The organism is Pseudomonas arvensis, from assembly GCF_056688935.1.
The window spans coordinates 3,268,922-3,290,684 of the sequence record NZ_CP162038.1; the positions used below are offsets into that span (position 1 = coordinate 3,268,922).

Here is a 21,763-nt window from a genome sequence, read left to right on the forward strand (position 1 = left end):
GCAGAAGGGATAAGCATGGCGCTGAATGACCAATCGACCCAGATTCGCCCAGGCGAAGAACTTGATGCCAGCCTGATCGATCCCTACCTCAAGGCCCATATCCCTGGCCTGAGCGGCACGCCCGCGATCAGCCAATTTCCCGGCGGCGCGTCAAACCTGACTTACCTGCTGGAATACCCCGACCAGGAGTTCGTCCTGCGCCGCCCGCCGTTTGGTCACAAGGCCAAGTCCGCCCACGACATGGGCCGCGAATACCGCATTCTCAACCAGCTCAAAGACGGCTTCCCTTATTGCCCCAAGGCCTACGTGCATTGCACCGATGAATCGGTGATCGGCGCCGAGTTCTACGTGATGGAGCGCGTCAACGGCATCATCCTGCGCTCCGACCTGCCACCCGAACTGGGCCTGGACGCGACCAGGACCGAAGCCCTGTGCAAGAGCTTCATCGACAAGTTCGTCGAGCTGCATCAGGTGGACTACAACGCCTGCGGCCTGGCCGACCTGGGCAAACCTGAAGGTTATGTGGCGCGCCAGATCCGTGGCTGGAGCGACCGCTACGAAAAAGCCCTGACCCCCGACGCGCCAAAATGGGAGGCGGTACGCGCCTGGCTCAATGACAAGATGCCAGCCGACCACGCCACATCCAGCATCGTGCACAACGACTACCGCTTCGATAATGTGATCCTGGACCCGCACAACCCGATGCAGATCATCGGCGTGCTGGACTGGGAACTGACCACCCTCGGCGATCCGTTGATGGACCTGGGCAACACCCTCGCCTATTGGATCGAAGCGGCGGACCCGGCCCCGGTGCAACTGATGCGCCGCCAGCCGAGCAATGCGCCCGGCATGCTGACCCGCCGTGAGTTCGTGGATTACTACGCCGAACGCTCAGGCATCCAGATCGACAATTTCGACTTCTACTACACCTACGGCCTGTTCCGCCTGGCCGGCATCGTGCAGCAGATCTACTACCGCTACTTCCATGGCCAGACCCAGGACAAACGCTTTGCGCAGTTCATTCACATGAACAAGCTGCTGGAGCAGATGAGCCTGAGCGTCATCGCTAAATCAGCCCTCTGATCGCACAAAAAACAAGGAACCCCCATGTCCAAGACTCATCTGTTCGACCTCGACGGCAAGATCGCGTTTGTCTCCGGCGCCAGCCGTGGCATCGGTGAGGCCATCGCCAGGTTGCTGGCCCAGCAAGGTGCGCATGTAATCGTCTCCAGCCGCAAGCTTGAAGGCTGCCAGCACGTGGCCGACGCGATCATCGCAGACGGCGGCAAGGCCACGGCGGTTGCCTGCCACATCGGTGAAATGGAGCAGATCACCCAGGTGTTCGCCGGCATTCGCGAGCAGTTCGGCCGCCTGGATATCCTGGTCAACAATGCCGCCACCAACCCGCAGTTCTGCAACGTGCTGGACACCGACCTGGGCGCATTCCAGAAGACCGTTGACGTGAACATTCGCGGCTACTTCTTCATGTCGGTGGAAGCCGGCAAGCTGATGCGCGAAAACGGCGGCGGCAGCATCATCAACGTGGCTTCGATCAACGGCATCTCGCCGGGTGTATTCCAGGGCATCTACTCGGTGACCAAGGCCGCCGTGATCAACATGACCAAGGTGTTCGCCAAGGAATGCGCCGAGTTCGGCATCCGCTGCAATGCCCTGCTGCCCGGCCTGACCGACACCAAGTTCGCCTCGGCACTGGTGAAGAACGACGCGATCCTGAAAATGGCCCTGGCGCAGATCCCGCTCAAGCGCGTGGCCGACCCAAGCGAGATGGCCGGTGCAGTGCTGTTTTTGGCCAGTGATGCGTCCAGCTATACCACCGGCGTGTCGCTGAATGTGGATGGTGGTTTCCTGTCCTGACGCCAGCAAACAAGGGAGCGAACGTGCTCGCTCCCGATACCAGCCGATACGCTTAGAAATCGACGGGGCTCATGTCTATTTTGAAAATGCACAGCTTGCCTTCGGGAGTAGTGACGCCTAGTAACTTGAATAATTGCCCATTACTCATGGCCTCGAAAACACGTTGTGCTGCAGGCAAATTGGGATCGGATGACTTCAATACGTTGTGCACCCACGTGTTGGTCATTTGCCGTGAGCGTACTGTCGATCCGAGACTGACGCTGCCAAGCTTGCCGGCAGAGTTAGAGCTGACATGCTTGGCTTCCAGAAGATAGATACTTCCAGTCGGCCCTTCAAACACGCAATCGAAGCCATTCTGCCCTTCGCCGTAGGTTCCGCCGCGCAGCAACGTATACCCATCCTCGGTCAATCGGGCCGCATACATCTCTTCATTCAATTTACCCTTGCCCTTGTCGTCGCGGGCATCACGTACTGCTTTCCACTTTTCCAGCAGCGCATTTTCGGACGGCGATCGCTCTCTCTCAGGATAGTACAGTTGCATTTGCCCGACGATGCGCTGCATGTTGAAGTTACCGTTATTTGAGCATTTGATTGTTGCCAAACCTTGAAGCGCGTCAAATTTCGGCATTCCCGGCGGCAGCGCACTGTGAATTGACGCCAGACAGTCATAAGGGTAACCCTGCCGCCATATATAAGCGTCTATCAACGCGCCTTTTTCCGCTACCGGTGCACGGCGGATGTTCGGTTCACAAAACCCTATTATTTGCCGTAAATAACTGCGTACATAACTGTATGCCCGCTGGTCAATACTGCTATTAACCCAATCGAACGCTCCCGTGCGCCCCGGATACCCGCAGATCGCTCGGGATGACTGAATAAGATTCGGTATTTTATCGATGGCGAGTACCGGCACCCACGAGTCGGGGGCGCCGCCCATTTCAATGAAGATATCTGGTACGCCTTGAGTGCCTGCCCCGACCATTTTAGAGCGCAACTGCGCGCTATCGAACAAGACTTTGCAAAACCCGGAATTCATCGATAAATACTGCACGTTATTGATTGTATAAATACCCTCCCCCCCGATCCATCCAACCTTTTTCAGTACACCTGTCTTACCCACTGCAAACAGATCGGGAACTGCAACAGGAACATTGCCTGACAAGTTCCCATAGTTGACATCCATAAAATACAGTTCGGCCCCGATCATGAAGGGTTTTTTTCCCTGAAATACAGGCACGTTCGTAAGCGGGACATTTACCGGCAATGTATAAAGATCAATATTCCAGACTGGGTCAATACGTGCGACGCTCGATAAACTAATAGTGTTCGCTGCAGCGGCCAGCGAGGCCGATGAAGTACTGTGACTCAATGAGGAAGAGGATGAACTGGCGCTTATGCTTGGGGAAGAAGAGGATGAGTCGATTGAAGTACCGGCACGCCAAGTGTTCGGCGCTTGCACCCAGTGAAGTGCCGGGCCGCGTACCTGGCGCGAACTGAGCGGCCGTTCTCGCCATTCGCCGGTGCTGGGATCGAGCTCGACAACAATCGTTGTTATCTCGTTCAGGTTGGGGCCGGTTTTAAGGTTTAAGTAAGTACGCTCTCCAAACTCCCGCAGCCCGGTGACGGGATCAGGTGCCGGTATGGGGTCGCCAGGGGGAACGAACACAGCGCCTGAAGTGGCGTCGGAGGATGACGGCAAATCAATAATGCGCCGATAAGTCGCGCCAGATACGTCAGGAGAGAGATCGCCTTGAACGGGTATGGCGACAGGCGGTCTGGACCCGGCGGCGAAGTCAAAGACAGGCGAAGAAACCCGGGCCTCGGGAGCGGCACCGCTGGGGCGGTTGGTCGCGCGCCCTGGAGCCGACTGTAACGGGGGGGAAGTAAATTGCTTCATAGAATATCCTTAGACTATGTAATGACCGACTGAAAGAGCCGCATTAAATTAACGTGAGCACGTCAACTCAAATTGAAATAACGAGTTGATCGGCCGAAACAGGCCGCATGCCGTCGACCTTCAACTTCCAGTCATCAGCCGCAACATCATAATAAATACCTCCCAGCGTCCCATCGGCCATGTTGATACCCACTATCGGAATGAGAGGTACAAACACAGTGCTTCTTTGTCGGCTCTGACGTAATAACTTGAGCAGCCCGGCAACCGAGCTGCCAAGCGTGGCGGTCACCTGTGAGAGGTAGGCTTTTTTGATATCCAACCTGATGTCATAACGCGCCCCTTCCCTTGAGTGAATTCTTATATTTTCCAGCGGCACATCCGGATCGTCATACACGGGCACCTGTACCGAGACACTGCCGATTTTCAGGTGGCCGGCACTGACAACAATACTGTCGATATCAACGCTCTCGACCAGCCCGGTACAGTAAACATCCCATGTCGACGCATCAGACGTTTTACGCAAAGCGCCTGGGGTTGACAGTTCGATATTTGCCCAAGACGTTAGATAAACCTCATACACCCCACCTCGTCCTGACAACAGATAACTTGACGTGTGTGGTGCCTCACATAATTCCACCCGTTGTGGTCGGGCAGTCAAGTTTATGTTTTTGGCCCGTCGCGGCCTGAAGAATGGATAATGGCCGTACCTCAACACCAGCGAGCGCATACCATCGTCTACCGTATAACCTGGGCTGGCATGATCGCGAATATAAGACTGTGTGGGCGGCAACAGCCGATATGAAACGCCGTTGCGCATAACTACTATAAACTCAGCGCGCAACTTGAATGCCGATGCCTGCAATGCCCCGCCGACACTTGTCCAGGTGGCGACCCGTTGCGCTGCATAGTCGTTAAAGCTAAGGATTCGACCGTCGTCGAATTTAAATGCGATCTGCGCATTTTCATAATACAAATATTCAAAATTACCGCATCGTCGCGACGACACGTCATAGCTCGTATACACCCCGGCGAGTTCACTACTGTCATAGTCCACATACAGGCAGCAGCGGGAGCGTTCATCAATAACACCCGTCTCAACGGTTGTCATGGCATGACCGCGGACGACAAAGTAATTACAACTGCCTGGCGCCAGAGTCACCGACTGACCAGGCCCCAGAATAACGGGGAATACCGTTGGGCCGGAGGGTACGACGACCTCCATGCTCACCTGCGGCGCCCCTGCCGCCTCCAATTCCTCAAGCAGCAACGGCACGATTCGATAGCCGTCCTGCGTCAGAAAGCTGAACAGTTTATTGACCAGACAACGCTTGCCGTCGCGTGCCACGTAGACGTTCTCGATAGTGACGCTGGGGCCTGGCCATTCGCCGTCCTGCCCCTTGGTGGACGTCACCTTCAGATCATTACCCGCTATCCACCAACGCTGAATACGGTTGAATGCCCAGTTAAGCAGAATGAGGCTCTGCTGCTGGCCATCCTCTTCAATAACGACATCCCTCGCACTCTCAGAGATTTCGTAGTAGTCGGCGCCTGGCCCACCGTTCACCCTGGCAGCCACGCCATTGATCAGTAACTGATCATCCCCTGCTTTAGCATCGGCGTTATCTTGGCGCCCCTTCAACACGATACGATTGGCTTCACCGGTACCGGTAACAACGCTGGAGGCACCCGCCAGGGTCGAAACATTTTCGATGCCCCACAACCGCATAATCTGTTCACCGTTGCGCGCATTGTCGGTGACCAGATGCACAGTCCCCGCATCAAGGTTCACATTGAACCCGACAGCATCCGCCCGCCCTGCCACGCCGGCAAAGTTCAAGGTGTCGATGCCTGCGTTACCGACCAGATTCGAGATGGGCACAGGCGTCTCTACGGCAGCAAAGGTGCCCGGCGGCACGTTGAACATGAATTCATCGTTCTGGCTACCGCCAACCAGGTGCTTTTTGCCCTCGTCATAGTGGAAGTGGTTCGGGCCGTCACGCATGCCCGCCACAAAGTCGTTGCCCCCGCCGAGCAACCAGACCACACCTTTTTCAGGCCCCTTGGTGCCCCAGGTTGCATCGGGCAGTTGATCAATGGCCCCCGCTTTACCCGCGTCGATGTAGTCATCCGCATCCTGAATGACCGGCTCACGAACTTTCGTGTAGGGGCTCTCCCCCGCCTCCTCATCCCATTGATACTTCCAATGCTGCACCGTCTGCAGGCGCACCTCGAACTTGCCATTGACAACGGCCTGCACACTGTCTTTCAGCTCGCCGTCAAGCAATGTCCTGGCCTGGGTCTTCAGGCTTGCTGAATAGACGCTGTGCGTGCGACTGATCTTGTAGCGATCAAGTACGCTTTCATCGAGTTCAATACCTGCAAACGAAAACCAGCCGCTGCGCAGACGCTCGTGGGTGCTCAGCTCGATGTAGTCATCTATCTCGTCCACCACTCGACCCGCCGCGTAGGCGCGCGCGCCGATGATCAGCAGCGCCGAGGCGAGCACACCCACCGGTCCGGCTGCACTGAACCCTGCCAACGCAGCCACCCCAAGCCCAATACTCAGCGTTGCGCTGGCGAGACTCAAACCAGCTTCGACGTACAAGTCCTGAGCTTCCTTGCCTTTTGACTTCAGCGCATTTGAAAGAGCGATGCCCGCCTGGGCAAGATCAAAAGGCACGGTCAATATCGAAGCAATCAACCCAGCACCGCGCCGCAACAACAAACCGGCGCGCGATGCGCCAAAACCGCTGTAGGCCGCATGGGCGGCACCCATCATTTTTTTGCCGATACGCTCCAACGCCAGCTCAAGCCCCACGGACAACCCTTCCGCAGTCAACGCACCCGCCTCAAACAATAGCGTAGCGGTGTCGCCCGTTCTGATCGCTTCGCCTATACCTTGTATTGCACTGTAGAAACCGTAGAGCTGAAGGCCGGAACCCAGGGTTTGAACGCTGCCGCTTCTGACTTTGTCGGCCCAGGCCGGCAGAGAGTCTGCGGCATTCATGTCGTTAAGATTGACGTTTTGTACCGACTTCAAAAGTCGCTCCAACTTGGTGACCTGCGTAGCTGAAGCATGCGTGTCACTCAATAAGGCAGGCGCCACTTGCGAACGCAGTGATGCCAGTTCAAACAACGTCGCAGTGGCCTGGTTACCCGTGTCATCGCAACAGGCCGCCAGATACGTCTCAAGATGTGAAGCAGAAAATGTCACTTGGTCAATCAAGCCCTGATCCGCTTCACTGACCGTAAACCGCCGTTCGGAAAGCGGCGCTCCTGCCACACGCGCGCCCATTTTATCCAGGGCCACCCGGCTGGCCGATATTTCGCCAATACTCATCAGTCCCAGTTTTTTATCCAGATCCGTCAAAGCCTTTTGACGTTGCTGTGAGGCCGATGCAGCCTCTTGTTGCAACTCGTCCATAGAATGGAACTCCAGTCATCGACGATAAAAAATCGCCTGATCAATGCGAAGACCGCTTGCGCACTGGATCAATACTGAAGGGTTGCGTCGCGAACCTGAGGTGCATACATAAAGCGCAAACGCGGGGCTGATCACGCATTCGGGGGTTGCTGGCAACGCGACGGTTTACGCAGAGACCGTTTTGAGTGCACGCCCACCTGCGAGTAATCTTGGCGCAGATTCACGCCTTGGGATGAAACATGGAACTGCACATCGTCATCAAGGGCCGCAAGGACTTGGCGGCCCAGTTATATCAGCAACTGCGCGAAGCCATTGCCGCCGGGCGTCTCGCGGCAGGTGCGCAACTGCCACCCAGCCGCCTGCTGGCCGAGCAGTTGGGCGTCTCGCGCAAGACCGTCTCCGACACCTACGCCACGCTGACCTACGAAGGTCTGCTGGTGGGCAGGATCGGCCGAGGCACCTTCGTCAACGCGTGGGCGCCGCCTGCGGATCGCCTGCAAACCGCCACCGACCTGGCCTGTGCCGCCAACCTGGCGAAATGGCAAGCGCTGCCCTCACCCATGCGCCACCCCACCCGCGACAACACCCTGCGCTACGAGTTTCTCGGCGGCGCCACCAGCCGCAACCAGTTCCCCCAGGATGAATGGCGACGCTGCACCCAGGACGCCCTGCGCCGTATCGCGCAGAACAGCGGTTTTTACAGCCAACCCGAAGGCTTGCCGGCACTGCGCAGTGCGATTGCCGGGCATATCGCGTTTTCCCGGGGCGTCAACTGCCGCGACGATGACATTGTCGTCACCAACGGCGCGCAGCAGGCGCTGGACCTGCTGGCCCGGGTGGTGCTGGAACCGGGCGGCATCGTCGCCATGGAAGATCCCGGTTACAGCCCCGCACGCCAGTTGTTCCAAGCGATGGGCGCCAGCGTCGCCAGTGTGCCGGTGGATGACCAAGGCATTCAGGTGGATCAGATCCCCGATGGCACGCGGCTGATCTACGTCACGCCCTCCCACCAGTTCCCCCTGGGCATGCCCATGAGCCTGCCACGTCGGGAAGCCCTCTTGGCCCGCGCTTTCGCGCTGGGCGCAATCATCATCGAAGACGACTACGACAGCGAGTTCCGCTACGAAGGCCGCCCTACCGACTCCCTGCAAAGCATGGACACCCGTGGCGTGGTCACTTACGTCGGCACCTTCTCCAAAACCCTGCTTCCCGAGCTGCGCCTGGGGTATCTGGTGTTGCCGCCGGCGATTTACGGCGCGGTGGTCAAGGCCAAGCAATTGACCGACCAGCACAGTTCCACATTGCCGCAGTGGGCGCTGGCCAAGTTCATCAGCGAGGGCTATTTGCTCAAGCATATCCGCCGCTGCCACACCGTATACGCCGGGCGCCGCGAGCGCATCCTGCAACGCCTGGCCGGGGACTTGTCGCCGTGGTTCGAAGCCGTACCCACCGTGGCGGGGTTTCATATGGCGGCGCTGTGCAAGGTGCCGGTGAATATTGCGTTGCTGATGACCTTGGCGCGTCAGGTCGACGTGGGTGTGTATCCGCTGGACGTGTTCTTTCACGACGCACCGGTGCGACCTGGGTTGATTATTGGATTCGGGGCCATCGAAACCCTGGACATCGACCCGGCCCTGGACAAAGTACGCGACATTCTCCGGCAGATTGGCTAGGGGGTTTTCCGGTGCATTGGTCATTGGTCGGCAAAGCGCTGCGGCGTAGGGTGGACAGGTCTCGAATCACTTCCACATTTATCAGGGGCGTTTGAACTGGCGTCGAAGGTCTTCAATCTGCTGGCGGCACACGCACCCTTCAAGGTGATCATTGACCATCCCCATCGCCTGCATCAGCGCATACATCGTAGTGGGCCCCACGAACGTCCAGCCGCGTTTCTTCAAGGCCTTGGACAGTCGCACCGAAGCCGATGAGGTCGGATTAGCCGCCCAATAAGCCAGGTCCACCACGGCGGGGCGCTCTTCAGGACCGGGCTCGAACGCCCACAACCACCGCGCCAGCGACCCGGTTTCATCCACCAGCTCACACGCCCGGCGCGCATTGTTGATGGTCAACACGATCTTCGCCCGATTACGCACAATGCCCGGGTCCTGCATCAAGCGTTCGATATCGGCCTCGCCATACTGCGCCACCCGACGAAAATCAAAGCCGTCGAACGCCTGCCGGAAGCTGTCGCGCTTGCGCAAAATGGTGATCCACGCCATTCCCGCCTGAAAGCCTTCCAGGCAAATCTTTTCGTACAGCTGGACATCATCCGCCACCGGCACGCCCCACTCGTGGTCGTGGTAACGCGGGTATTCCGGCGCCGAGGTGCGCCAGCTGCAATGGCTGTGGCCCGCTGCGTCAGTGGTCAATCCTGGAGTATCCATGCCTTACCTCATAAACCGAGCGGCGGATGATAGACGAAATTTTTTCCGGCCCGCCAACCGCTCAAGCACCACCCTCAGCGACCAACTGGTCAGACCGGGACTTGTCAATCACCCAATAATGACTTGTGGTTTCGAAAAAACCCGGCGTAGACTGGCCTCGCACTGGACTTACCGGTATGACCACAACAATTAAGCCCTGGAACCACCAGGGCACCGAATAGAGATCCCTCCCATGCTCAGATGGTGCTCGCGTTCGATTTTCCTGCAAGTCGTGATTGGCCTGATGTTAGGCATCATCTGCGGCCTGGCCCTTCCCGAATTCTCTTCGCAACTCAAACCCCTCGGCGACGGCTTTATCAAGCTGATCAAAATGCTGATTGGCCTGATCGTGTTCTGCGTGGTGGTCAGCGGCATTTCCGGCGCCGGCGACTTGAAGAAAGTCGGCCGCATCGGCCTCAAGTCGGTGATCTACTTTGAAATCCTCACCACCATTGCTCTGGTGATCGGCCTGATCATGGCCTTCAGCACCGGTATCGGCCAAGGCGCCAATATCCACCTGGAACAGCTCTCCTCTGCGGGCCTCAATGAACTGGCCGACAAGGGCCAGCACATCAAAGGCACCAGCCAGTTCCTGATGGACTTGATCCCCAACTCGGTGATCGGCGCATTTGCCGACAACAACGTGCTGCAAGTACTGCTGTTCTCGGTGCTGTTCGGCAGCGCGCTGAACCTGGTGGGCGAAGCGGCCTCGGGCATCACTCGGCTGATCAACGAACTGAGCCACGTGATCTTCCGCATCATGGGCATGATCGTGCGCCTGGCGCCGATCGGCGTGTTCGGCGCAATCGCCTTCACCACCAGCACCTACGGCCTGGATTCGCTGCAACACCTGGGCAGTCTGGTTGGCCTGTTCTACCTGACCTGCTTTGCCTTCGTCGCGCTGATCCTCGGCCTGGTGATGCGCCTGTCGGGCCTGCGCATGCTGCCGCTGCTCAAGTACCTGCGCGAGGAACTGCTGATCGTGATGGGGACCGCGTCCTCGGACGCCGTGCTGCCCCAGGTCATGCGCAAACTCGAACACCTCGGAATCGGCAGCTCCACCGTCGGCCTGGTGATTCCAACGGGTTACTCGTTCAACCTCGACGGTTTCTCGATCTACCTGACCCTTGCCATCGTGTTTATCGCCAACGCCACCGGCACACCGCTGTCGATGACCGATTTACTGACCATCCTGCTGGTGTCGTTGATCACCTCCAAAGGCGCCCACGGGATTCCCGGCTCGGCGCTGGTGATTCTGGCGGCAACGCTGACAGCAATCCCGGCGATTCCGGTGGTGGGCCTGGTGCTGGTACTGGCGGTGGACTGGTTCATGGGCATTGGTCGCGCATTGACTAACCTGATCGGCAACTGCGTCGCCACCGTGGCCATTGCCCGCTGGGAAAAAGACATCGATATCCAACGCGCCAACAAGGTGTTGGACGGCCAGCAAGGGTATGCCTTCCAGGCCAAGAAGCCGGTGTTACCGGCGCATCAAGAGTTCTGATCCGCTTTCAAGCACGACACAAATCAATGTGGGAGAGGGCTTGCCCCCTCCCACATTGGTTCATCACAAGATTTACTGCTGTATTAGCAAAATTAAGGAAGTATCGACGTGATCAGCACCTCAACCGTCGTCAATTCAGTCGTAGAGAAACTGCGCGCCGCCTTGGCGCGGGGCCAGTGGCGTCGTGGCGAAATGCTGCCCGGCCAACGTGAACTGGCTGAACAGATGGGCATCAGCCGCCCCAGCCTGCGCGAGGCGGTGATCGTACTGGAAACCCTCGGCCTCGTGCGCTCGATGCCCGGCAAAGGTGTAGTGGTGCTGGAAACCAGCGTCAGCGAGCCCCAATCCAGCGACGCCGTGGCCGACGCCAGCCTCGAAGACATCCTGCAACTGCGCTACACCCTCGAACCCTTCATCGTCGGTCTCGTCGCCCAATCCATCAGCAGCAAGGAAGTCGGCCAGTTGCGCCTGACGCTGATGGACATGCGCGAAGCCCTCGACGCCGGAGACGCCGAAGCGGGGATGAACGCCTACATCGCCTTCCACGAAGAGCTGTTCGCCCTCACCTCCAACCCGATCTTCCAGAACGTGGTGCAACAGACCAGCAACGCCCTCAAGCAAAGCGCCCAGGTGCTGCGCAATTCGCCGGAACACCTGGCCGAGCGCCTGCAGGAAAACGACGCCGTGGTACGCGCCATCCGCAATAAAAACAGCGCCCTGGCCAGCGCCGAAATGCGCAAGCACATCCTCCAGGAAGGCTTGCGCATGGGTATCCGCTTGAACATCCCGGACGACCATCTGGGCAGCTGACTTTTTGGAGACGACCATGACCGCCCACGCCCTGCACCGCGAGCCCTTCCTCCCTGCCCTGCGCCTGGTTGCCGGTAAAAAGCCCTCGGTGGACGACATCTACCCACGGCTGTTCGACGCGATCCTCGAACAACGCATCGCCCCGGCCAGCCGGTTTACCGAAGAAAGCCTGGGTGAAACCTTTGGCGTAAGCCGCAGTGTGATTCGCCGGGTGTTGGCCAAGCTGTCCCATCAGCAAGTGATCATCCTGCGCCCCAACCAGCGCGCCCAAGTGGCGGCACCGGATGCGCAGCAGACCCGGCAGATCCTCGAAGCACGGCGCATGACCGAAATGACCGTGGTGCAACTGGCCTGTGCCCAGGCGACATCCTCGCAAATACGCCAACTGCGCGAGCTGATCGCCCGTGAACGTGAGTGCATAGAACGCGACCAGCGTGGGCCGGCGATTCGCTTGTCGGGGGAGTTTCACCTGCACTTGGCGGCCATTGCGGCGAATGGGCCACTGGCGCAGTTTTTGAACAGCCTGGTGCCGTTGACGTCGTTGGTCATTGCGCAATTTGAAGCGAAAGCCTGCACGTATTGCGCGTGGCAGGAACATGTGGCGATTGTGGATGCGGTGGAACAGCGGGATTCGGCAACAGCAATGACATTGATGACCCAACACCTCGATCACCTGGAAGCCAAGTTGCTGAAACACCACTGACCTCCAGCCAAATCGAGGTGTAAATGTGGGAGGGGGCTTGCCCCCGATAGCGGTGTATCAGTCAACTTATTCATGACTGACACACCGCTATCGGGGGCAAGCCCCCTCCCACATTGGCCCTCTATTGTTTGATAAATCTGGATCCAACAAAAAAGCCCCTGCATCTCACGATGCAGGGGCTTTTGCATTACCGCGTGATCAAGCCGGTTGCAGCACCGACTGACCGCTCAACGCCAAGTCCAGCAACTCACGGTTGGCCACCGCGTACATGGCGTAGTCCGTGCCGACCGCAGCACGAATTTCCACCATCATGGCGACCCAGCGATCGGCCATGTCCTTGTGCTGCTCAAGCCACAGGGCCACACGGGCTTCCATGTCTTGTGGCGCGTCGGCCATTTGCAGGACAGAAATGGTGATCGCCCGTTGCTGCCAGTCCACGTCGTCGCGGAAGGCTTCGCGGGCCTGGGCCTGCCAATTGTTGGCAACCGGCAGATCACTGATCTGCTGCAGGTACCATGGCAAGTCCAGGGCGCTGCCAACGGCAAAGTAGGCCTTGGCCACTTCAGCGGCGTCATGCCCGGTCACGTCAGCGGCTTCGATGATTGGCAGCAAGGTGTACAGGTGAGTCGTACCTGCAACCATGCGCGCCAACAACTCCGGCACACCCGCTTCGGTGTAAGCCTGATAACGGTTCTGCCATCCTTCGCGGGTCGGGCCTTCCAGCAGTTCGTCGAGCTTGAGGCCCAACGCTGCCAGGTGCGGACCGAAGTGCGCGGTATCACGCCCGGCGTCCTGTTCGTTGCGACGGCTGCGCAGGAACCAACGCGTGGCGCGACGGCCCAGGCGCATCAGCTCGTCCATCAACTGCAATTGCACGTCAGCGCTAACCTGGTGGTCCAGGGCTTCGATCTGACGGAACCAGTGCGGGAGGTGGAAAATGTCACGCACGATCACGTAGGCGCCGGCCACGTTCGCCGGGCTCATGCCGGTCGACTCTTTGAGTCGTTGAACGAAAGTGATGCCCATGTGGTTGACCAGGTCGTTGGCGATCTGGGTGCTGACAATCTCACGCTTGAGACGATGGCGACGCATGGCTTCGCCGAACTTGGCCACCAGGCTCGGAGGGAACGCGGTCTCCATGTCACGGGTCAGGTACTCGTCATCCGGCACCTGGGACTTGAGCAACGCTTCCTTGAGGTCGATCTTGCTGTACGAGATCAGTACCGACAGTTCCGGACGGGTCAGGCCCTTGCCGTTGGCGGCGCGCTCGATGAGCTGCTCCTCGGTCGGCAGGTACTCGATGGCGCGGTCCAGCTTGCCACGGCCTTCCAGGTCGCTCATCAGGCGCTTGTACTCGGCTGCTCGCTCATAAGCCTTGCGGGCGGCCAGGGACAGAGCCTGCGTCTGCTTGTAGTTGTTGCCCAACACCAGGCTGCCGACTTCGTCGGTCATGCTCGCCAGCAACTGATTGCGTTGCTTGTCGGTCATGTCACCGGCCTGCACCACTTCGTTGAGCAGGATCTTGATGTTCACTTCGTGGTCGGAGCAGTCCACGCCACCGGCGTTGTCGATGAAGTCGGTGTTGGAACCGCCGCCATTGAGGCCGAATTCCACACGACCCAGTTGGGTCATGCCGAGGTTACCGCCCTCGCCCACCACCTTGCAGCGCAGTTCGTTGCCGTTGACACGCAGCGCGTCGTTGGCCTTGTCGCCCACATCGGCGTGGCTTTCGGTGCTGGCCTTGACGTACGTACCGATACCACCGTTCCACAACAGGTCCACCGGCGCCTTGAGCAAGGCGTTCAGCAGTTCGGTCGGGGTCAGCTTGTCGGCCGAGATGTCGAAGCGTTCTTTCATCTGTGGCGAGATGGCAATGCTCTTCGCGCTGCGCGAGAAGATGCCGCCGCCTTCGGACATGATGCTGGTGTCGTAGTCGGTCCAGGCCGAACGCGGCAGCTCGAACATGCGCTGACGCTCGACGAAGCTGGTCGCCGGGTTCGGGTTTGGATCGATGAAGATGTGCAGGTGGTTGAAGGCGGCGACCAGTTGCAGCTTGTCGGACATCAACAGGCCGTTACCGAACACGTCACCGGCCATATCGCCGACGCCAACCACAGTGATGCTGTCTTCCTGCACATTGATGCCGCGCTCACGGAAGTGACGCTGCACGCCGACCCACGCGCCCTTGGCAGTGATGCCCATTTTCTTGTGGTCGTAACCGGCGGAACCACCGGAAGCGAACGCATCGCCCAGCCAGAAGCCGTAGTCGATGGCAATGCCGTTGGCGATGTCGGAGAAGGTCGCAGTGCCCTTGTCCGCTGCCACCACCAGATACGGGTCATCGTCGTCATGACGTACCACATTCAACGGCGGCACCAGCGCGCCGTCCTTGAGGTTGTCGGTGATGTCCAACAGGCCCGAAATGAAGATGCGGTAGCAGGCGATGCCCTCGGCCGCGATCTCGTCACGGCTGCCGCCCAGTGGCAGGCGACGCGGCAGGAAGCCGCCTTTGGCGCCCACCGGCACGATCACCGAGTTCTTCACCTGCTGGGCTTTTACCAGGCCGAGCACTTCGGTACGGAAGTCTTCTTCACGGTCGGACCAGCGCAGGCCGCCACGCGCAACGTTGCCAAAGCGCAGGTGCACGCCTTCAACCCGTGGCGAGTAGACGAAGATTTCAAACTTCGGCACCGGCTTGGGCAGCTCAGGGATCGCACGCGGGTCGAACTTGAAGCTGAAGTACGACTTGTTCTGGCCGTTGGCGTCGGTCTGGTAGAAGTTGGTACGCAGGGTGGCCTTGATCAGGTCCAGGTAGCGACGCAGGATGCGGTCTTCGTTGAGCACCTGAACATCGTCCAGGGCGCTGAGGATCGCTTGTTCCAGGCGCAGCTGCTTGTCTTCCAGGTCGTCGGCGGTGAGCTTGCGTGCCAGGTAGAAGCGCGTCTTGAACAACCGGGTCAACTCGCGGGCGATGTCGGTGTGGTTGTTCAGGGTGCTGGCGATGTAACCCAGGTCAAAGCCCAGGCGGATCTGCTTCAAGTAACGGGCATAGGCACGCAGCAGCGCGACGTCGCGCCATGGCAGGCCGGCGGTCAGGACCAGGCGGTTGAACGCATCGTTTTCTGCATCGCCGTGGACGATGTGCACGAACGCGTCCTGCAGGGTGTCGTTGAGCTGCTGGATATCCAGGTTCACGCCTTCGGCGGCGATGAACGCGAAGTCATGGATCCAGAACTCACGGCCATTGGCGTGACGCAGGCGGTACGGGAACTCACCCAGTACGCGCAGGCCGAGGTTTTCCAGGATCGGCAGCACGTCGGACAGCGCCAGCGGGGTGTCGGCGTGGTAGAGCTTGCAATGCAGCTCGCGTTGGCCGGAGACCTGGCCCAGCGGCTGATAGAAGCTCATCACCAGCGGGTTGGCTTCGGTCAGGCTGAGCAGGTGCTGCATGTCGACCACGGCCGAATGCGCCGCGAAACGCTCGCGATAGCCGGCCGGGAAGCCTTTCGGGAAGTCTGCCAGCACGTTGGTGCCGTGGGCTTCGCCGAAGCTTTCCACCACCAGGCTGGAGTAGTCGTCCTGCCAGCTGCGGCAGGCCTGCACCACTTCTTTTTCCAGTTGCAGCGGGTCGATGTCGAGGCGGTTCTTTGGATCTACCCGCAGAATCAGCTGCACGCGCGCCAGCACGGATTCGGAGAAGAAAGTCCAGAACTCGCAATCCGAGGCTTTCAGGCGATCCATCAGCACTTGCTGGATCTTCTGGCGCACTTCGGTGGAATAGATGTCACGCGGCACGTAGGCCAGGCAGTAGCAGAAACGACCGTACGGGTCTTTGCGCAGGAAGACGCGGATCTTATTGCGTTCCTGGATCTGCACGATGGACATCACGGTGCTGAAGAGTTCGTCGACCGGGGTCTGGAACAGGTCGTCACGGGGCAGTACTTCAACGACCTGGGCCAGTTCCTTGCCCAGGTGCGCCTTGGCCTGGAAGCCCGAGCGGCGTTCGATCTCGGCCACTTTGCGACGGATGTACGGGATGACGCGCACGCTTTCGCCATACACCGAAGAGGTGTACAGGCCCATGAAGCGGTGTTCCTTGATCACCTTGCCGTCGGCATCGATCTCGCGGATCGACACGTAGTCCGGGTAAGCCGGTCGGTGTACGCGGCTCGGGTGCGCGGCCTTGGCGAACGACAGCACGGTCGGTTCACGCAGGTAGGACACGGCGTAGTCTTCGATGCGCAGGTCGTCGGCGGTGAGGCCGGCGCGCAGCAGCTTGGTCAGACCGAGGAACGAGCTGGCGTCATATTCGATATGCCCGCCATCCGCCTCGTCACGTACCACGAATTCTTCGTAGCCCAGGAAGGTGAAGTGGTTGCCCACCAGCCATTCCAGGAAGTTCTTGATCTCGGCTTTTTCTTCGCCGTCGATGCTGAACTGGCTGGCGTCGATGCCGGCCAGCAGGTCCTGGACCTTGGCTTTCATCGGTTCGAAATCGGCTACGGCCACCCGCACTTCGCCCAGCACCTGCTCAAGCTCTTTGCTCAACACGCTCAGTTCGGCGGCGTTGGCGCAGCGGTCGATTTCCAGGTACATCAGCGATTCTTGCTCGATGCCTTCGCCCTGGGTGCCTTTTGGCAGTATTTCCAGCAACTCGCCTTTGTTCCCACGGCGCACGCTGAGCACGGTCGTTTGCAGGGTGTGGATGCTGTAGCCGCGACGGTTCAGCTCGGTACGCACCGAGTCCACCAGGAACGGCAGGTCATGGTGCAGCACTTCGACCGCGGTGTGGGTCGACTGCCAGCCATGACGTTCGTAATCGGGGTTATAGACCCGCACTTGCGGTTGGGTGTGATCAAAGCGCTCAAGCAGGCGCCAGGCAGACAGGGTGCAACCGGCCAGGTCGGAAAGGCGACGCTGGGTCAGTTCGTCCAGGGAAATGATGCCGAAGAATTGTTCAGCGAACAGCGCCACTTGTGGCAGTGCCTGTTCACTGATGTGCTGCGCCAGTGCCGCTTGCAGTTGATGCTGGAAGTCGGCCTTGCTGGCTGCGGTGAAGAACGCCATCTGTGGTACTCCGCTTGGGCTTGTTATTGATGGAAGCGTCGCGTGTTATCCCCTTGCGGGGAGACCGTCACCTGGATTCGCAGGTCATTACTCAAACACCATAACGAATTCAGAGTGACAGGTGGGTGAAGCTGGACAAGACAGTCAGGTCACATACAACTTCCATAAGATGCACACCTTGCCGGGTGACGGTACGACGGGCAGGTCAGGCGCCTGGAACATGCGCATCCGTTGCGCAGCTTAACGAGTGTAGGAGGACTGCTCTTGCAATGCTGCGACATATTCGGTCATCAGTAAGCAGGGTTCGGGTTGCGACGAGTGCAACCCCACATTCCCACCCGTTAAAAAACGCAACTTTCAAAGCTGCGAGTGCCGAAAATGACTGGTTTTGCCCGTCAGGTCATAACGCATGTGTGACACAGGATGCAGCAGAAAATTCGCCGCAATGGCACAATCGCCCCTTGCAACGCCCTCTCCCAGACAGGATTCCCCATGCTGCAGCTGAAAACCGACGCCCTGGTGGCCACTCCCTGCGACGACGAAGAAGACAACATGGCCATGCTCTGCTGCCACGGCACGACCGGCGAAATGTTCATGTTGACCCGCTATCCGGATGAAGACGAAGTCGAGCTGACCTGGGATTATGAGCCGTCGACCCTGGACGGGCTGAAGGTCACGTTGGGCGACACGACCCTGTTGGTAGAGCTGGCGGCAGGCGATGCCGATGCGCTGGGCGGCAAGGACCAACTACAGATCACCCACGCCACCGCCGCGTCGGAGATGGCCGAGCTGGAACAAACCCTGCAGAACATCCTCAAGGGCACCGGCACCTACATCCGCGCCTGAAACGGCGCCCTGCAACCTCTTGCGCAGTCACGACCGAGGCCGTTGACCGTTTGTCGACACTGTTATTTTTAACAGTATTCAGCCCTCGGTTTTGCGTCTTAGCTGATCGAAATCACGCTGACTGCCAGGGTGTCACGATGAAATCCATCAGCAAGCTTCTCGCCATCGGCCTTGTGGGCGCGGCATGCACAACGTTGTCGGCGGCGCCGGCCAACGTTGACTATTCACACCTAGTCCTGCTGCTCAAGGACGACGGCTCGACGTTGCGCAACTTCCACGGCACCTACGACCCGTCCAGCACCTTCCAGACCCATGTCCCCAACATCAAGCCGCTGGTGCCGCCCTCCAAGGCGCGCACGCTGGAGGGGTTTCAGGCCCTGCAGCGGCATCGACTGGACCGCTATTACATTATCGAAACCGATCATCTGCCAGCGGACCAGGCCCGCGCCCTGGCGGCGCAGCTCAAGCAGGACCCGGCCATTGAAGAGGTTGACTTCGAGCCACTGGCCGAAGGCATGTACGAGGACAAGGCCGAGCCCGTCGAGGACAGCCCGCGCAACGCGATCCCCGACCACACCAGCCGCCAGAACTACCTGTTTGACCAACACGCCATGACGCCCTACAAGATCGGCGGCGTGAATGCCGTGCAGGCCTGGACGGTACCCGGAGGCAAAGGCGAGAACATTCGGGTGGTGTCGTCGGAAATCGACCATTGGTCCTACAACCATTCAGACTTGCCCAAACCTTTTATGGAAGTCGACGACGGCGCCACTACCGGGTTCCACGACACAGCCAGCGTCGGCACAATTGCCTCCGGGGAAAACGCCTTCGGTACCACCGGCATCGCCCCGAAGGTGCAACTTGGGTACGCGCAGTATGGCGACACCCGACTGCTGCGGGCGGCCGAGCAATTAAGCGCAGGCGATGTCGTGCAAATCGGTGTCCATTCCAATTACACGCCTTTTGCAGCAGTAGGCTGCACCAGCAACTGCTATATGCCCGTTGAGTACAACAGGACAATACGCGACATCATCACGTACATGACCGAGGAAAAAGGCCTGCATGTGGTGATCGCCGCAGCGAACGGCAATATCAACCTGGATCACCCCCACTTCGCCGGCTACTTCGACCGCAACACGTTTGACACCGGCAGCACCTATGCCGGTGCCGTCGAGCCCAAGACCGGCATAAGAGCGTATTTCTCCCAATATGGCAGCCGCGTCGACCTGTTCAGTTGGGGCGGTTCAGTCACCACGACCACCTGGAGCGCGGCCAACCCAACCACTGGCTACACCCATACCTACAGTGGCACTTCATCGGCCAACCCAATCATCGCCGGGGTGGTGGCGTCGCTGCAGGGAGTCGCCCGGGCCAATCGACTGGGGGACATCCCGCCCAAGGAACTGCGCCGGATCCTCGTCGAAACCGGCTACCCGCAAGCCAACGGCAACCACACCGAGATCGGCGTGCAGCCCGACCTGGACGCAGCAATCAAGAAGCTTCTGGCCGAAGGCAGCGGTCAGCCGCCCACCGGCCGCCTGGCCCTGCCCGAAGAAGTGAAATCAGGCGCGGCATTCACCGGGCACGTCTACGCAGAGTCACCCACCAACAAACCGCTGACGTACCGCTGGACTGCCACGGGCTTCACTCCGGCGACCGGTGAGGAGCCGACCATTGCATTGGTGGCGCCGAACTTGCCCGTCGACACCCGCATGTCGATATCAGTGCTGGTGTCCGATGGCACCCGCAGCATCACGCTGGTCGAAAACCTCATGGTCAAAGCCAGCGAAACGCCACCGGTCGGCGACTGCGTCGTCGCGTGGGTCGCCACCAAGGCGTATTCCACTATCAGCGAAAAGGTCTCCTACAGCGGTTACAACTACCAGGTCGCACACTGGTCCCAAGGCGCGCGCCCGGACCTGAACTTTGTTGAATTCGGCGCAGCCAAACCCTGGCTCCGCCTGGGCACCTGCAGTGGAGAGCCCACGTTGTCGCGATGATCACCGCTCCATCGAAGGTTGAAGCCGGCAAGGAATGGCACCTCGGCGTGCCTTTCCCCTGAGCACACGGGGGAGCGGATCAGTCCGCTCCCCCGCGCTTTTGTGTGTTCTACACAAAATTCCTGCAGGTTTTCCTGAAAATACCCCGCACGCCGTTAGTCGCCAGCCCCTGCCATGCATTAAAGTAGGCGCCCCAGGCTGTCGTTTGTTACATGACGTACAGGCCCCTCTCTCCAGGAACCGTCATCGATGGAACATCGTGAAGCGCTGCTTGCGCTGCGAACCTTTCTTTCTACGCAGATTCTCGGCCAGGAAAAACTCATCGATCGCCTGCTGATCGCCCTGCTCGCCGACGGCCATATGCTGGTGGAAGGCGCACCGGGACTGGCCAAGACCAAGGCCATCAAAGAGTTGGCCGAAGGGATCGAGGCGCAGTTCCATCGCATCCAGTTCACCCCCGACCTGTTGCCCGCCGACATCACCGGCACCGAGATCTATCGCCCGGAAACCGGCAGCTTCGTGTTCCAGCAAGGGCCGATCTTCCACAACCTGGTGCTGGCGGACGAAATCAACCGTGCCCCGGCCAAGGTCCAGTCGGCGCTGCTTGAGGCCATGGCCGAGCGCCAGGTCAGCGTCGGGCGCAGCACCTACGAGCTGTCGCCGCTGTTTTTGGTGATGGCCACGCAAAACCCCATCGAACAGGAAGGCACCTACCCGCTGCCCGAAGCCCAGCTCGACCGGTTCCTGATGCACGTCAAGATCGGCTTTCCCGATGCGGCCGTCGAGCGCCGTATCCTGCAACAGGCCCGTGGTGAAGCCCTCAACGGCGAAACCAAGCCCGAGCGCCGCGTCAGCCAGCAGGCAATCTTCGCCGCGCGCAAGGAAATCCTCGGCCTGTACATGGCCGATGCGGTGGAGGAATACCTGGTGCAACTGGTCATGGCCACGCGCACCCCGGCCAAGTTCGACCCGGAGATGGCCGAGTGGATCGCCTACGGCGCCAGCCCACGTGGCTCCATCGCCCTCGACCGCTGCGCCCGTGCCCACGCCTGGCTGGCCGGACGCGACTTTGTGAGCCCAGAGGATATTCAGGCCGTGCTGTTCGACGTGCTGCGCCACCGCATCATTCTGTCGTTCGAGGCCGAAGCGGCCGGGATTGACCAGGACCGCGTGGTGCAACGCATTCTTGACGTCGTTGCCGTCGCTTGAAGTCG

General features: G+C 59.5%; 13 protein-coding genes. 9 read left to right on the forward strand and 4 right to left on the reverse strand.

Annotated features, from left to right (window positions below; translation table 11 throughout):
- Positions 1-15 precede the first annotated feature (15 nt).
- Both AB3G88_RS14565 and AB3G88_RS14570 read left to right on the forward strand, forming a co-directional pair.
- Positions 16-1,083 (forward strand): phosphotransferase family protein, encoded by a 1,068-nt coding sequence (locus AB3G88_RS14565; protein WP_480450354.1) that lies wholly within the window; start codon positions 16-18, stop codon positions 1,081-1,083.
- A gap of 24 nt (positions 1,084-1,107) precedes the next feature.
- Positions 1,108-1,875 carry an SDR family oxidoreductase gene (locus tag AB3G88_RS14570; RefSeq protein ID WP_099585368.1) on the forward strand — a complete coding sequence of 256 codons (768 nt, stop codon included), beginning with the start codon at positions 1,108-1,110 and terminating at the stop codon, positions 1,873-1,875.
- A 52-nt stretch (positions 1,876-1,927) separates the two neighbouring features.
- Here the strand turns inward: AB3G88_RS14570 and AB3G88_RS14575 are convergent, their stop codons facing one another.
- Together AB3G88_RS14575 and AB3G88_RS14580 are read right to left on the reverse strand one after the other, a co-directional pair.
- Positions 1,928-3,772, reverse strand: coding sequence for a hypothetical protein (locus AB3G88_RS14575; protein ID WP_480450356.1), 1,845 nt, complete (start codon positions 3,770-3,772; stop codon positions 1,928-1,930).
- Positions 3,773-3,839: 67 nt separating this feature from the next.
- Entirely contained in the window at positions 3,840-7,196 is a 3,357-nt protein-coding gene (locus AB3G88_RS14580; protein ID WP_480450358.1) for a hypothetical protein, read from the reverse strand.
- A gap of 239 nt (positions 7,197-7,435) precedes the next feature.
- Here AB3G88_RS14580 and pdxR point away from each other — a divergent pair, with 239 nt between their 5' ends.
- Positions 7,436-8,869 carry a MocR-like pyridoxine biosynthesis transcription factor PdxR gene (pdxR, locus tag AB3G88_RS14585; protein WP_480450360.1) on the forward strand — a complete coding sequence of 478 codons (1,434 nt, stop codon included), beginning with the start codon at positions 7,436-7,438 and terminating at the stop codon, positions 8,867-8,869.
- A gap of 81 nt (positions 8,870-8,950) precedes the next feature.
- Here the strand turns inward: pdxR and AB3G88_RS14590 are convergent, their stop codons facing one another.
- Positions 8,951-9,580: a DNA-3-methyladenine glycosylase I gene (locus AB3G88_RS14590; RefSeq protein ID WP_480450362.1), complete on the reverse strand. Its 630-nt coding sequence runs from the start codon at positions 9,578-9,580 to the stop codon at positions 8,951-8,953.
- A 217-nt stretch (positions 9,581-9,797) separates the two neighbouring features.
- On the opposite strand from AB3G88_RS14590, the gene AB3G88_RS14595 reads away from it, so the two are divergent.
- The 3 genes from AB3G88_RS14595 (at position 9,798) to AB3G88_RS14605 (ending at position 12,636) form a co-directional block, all read left to right on the forward strand.
- On the forward strand, positions 9,798-11,123 hold the full coding sequence (locus tag AB3G88_RS14595; protein WP_174244871.1) for a C4-dicarboxylate transporter DctA: 1,326 nt from the start codon (positions 9,798-9,800) through the stop codon (positions 11,121-11,123).
- 108 nt (positions 11,124-11,231) lie between these two features.
- On the forward strand, positions 11,232-11,933 hold the full coding sequence (locus AB3G88_RS14600; RefSeq protein ID WP_099585375.1) for a FadR/GntR family transcriptional regulator: 702 nt from the start codon (positions 11,232-11,234) through the stop codon (positions 11,931-11,933).
- Positions 11,934-11,949: 16 nt separating this feature from the next.
- Positions 11,950-12,636 (forward strand): GntR family transcriptional regulator, encoded by a 687-nt coding sequence (locus tag AB3G88_RS14605; RefSeq protein ID WP_099585376.1) that lies wholly within the window; start codon positions 11,950-11,952, stop codon positions 12,634-12,636.
- A 198-nt stretch (positions 12,637-12,834) separates the two neighbouring features.
- On the opposite strand, the gene AB3G88_RS14610 is transcribed toward AB3G88_RS14605, so the two are convergent.
- A complete protein-coding gene (locus tag AB3G88_RS14610) occupies positions 12,835-17,703 on the reverse strand; it encodes an NAD-glutamate dehydrogenase (protein WP_191958985.1) in 4,869 nt (1,622 codons plus the stop codon).
- A gap of 492 nt (positions 17,704-18,195) precedes the next feature.
- Here AB3G88_RS14610 and AB3G88_RS14615 point away from each other — a divergent pair, with 492 nt between their 5' ends.
- The 3 genes from AB3G88_RS14615 to AB3G88_RS14625 all read left to right on the forward strand — a co-directional run bounded on the left by AB3G88_RS14615 (position 18,196) and on the right by AB3G88_RS14625 (position 21,758).
- Positions 18,196-18,549: a hypothetical protein gene (locus AB3G88_RS14615; protein ID WP_480450365.1), complete on the forward strand. Its 354-nt coding sequence runs from the start codon at positions 18,196-18,198 to the stop codon at positions 18,547-18,549.
- Positions 18,550-18,686: 137 nt separating this feature from the next.
- Positions 18,687-20,549, forward strand: coding sequence for a S8 family serine peptidase (locus AB3G88_RS14620; RefSeq protein WP_480450367.1), 1,863 nt, complete (start codon positions 18,687-18,689; stop codon positions 20,547-20,549).
- Positions 20,550-20,798: 249 nt separating this feature from the next.
- Positions 20,799-21,758, forward strand: coding sequence for an AAA family ATPase (locus AB3G88_RS14625; protein WP_017739127.1), 960 nt, complete (start codon positions 20,799-20,801; stop codon positions 21,756-21,758).
- Positions 21,759-21,763: the final 5 nt, after the last annotated feature.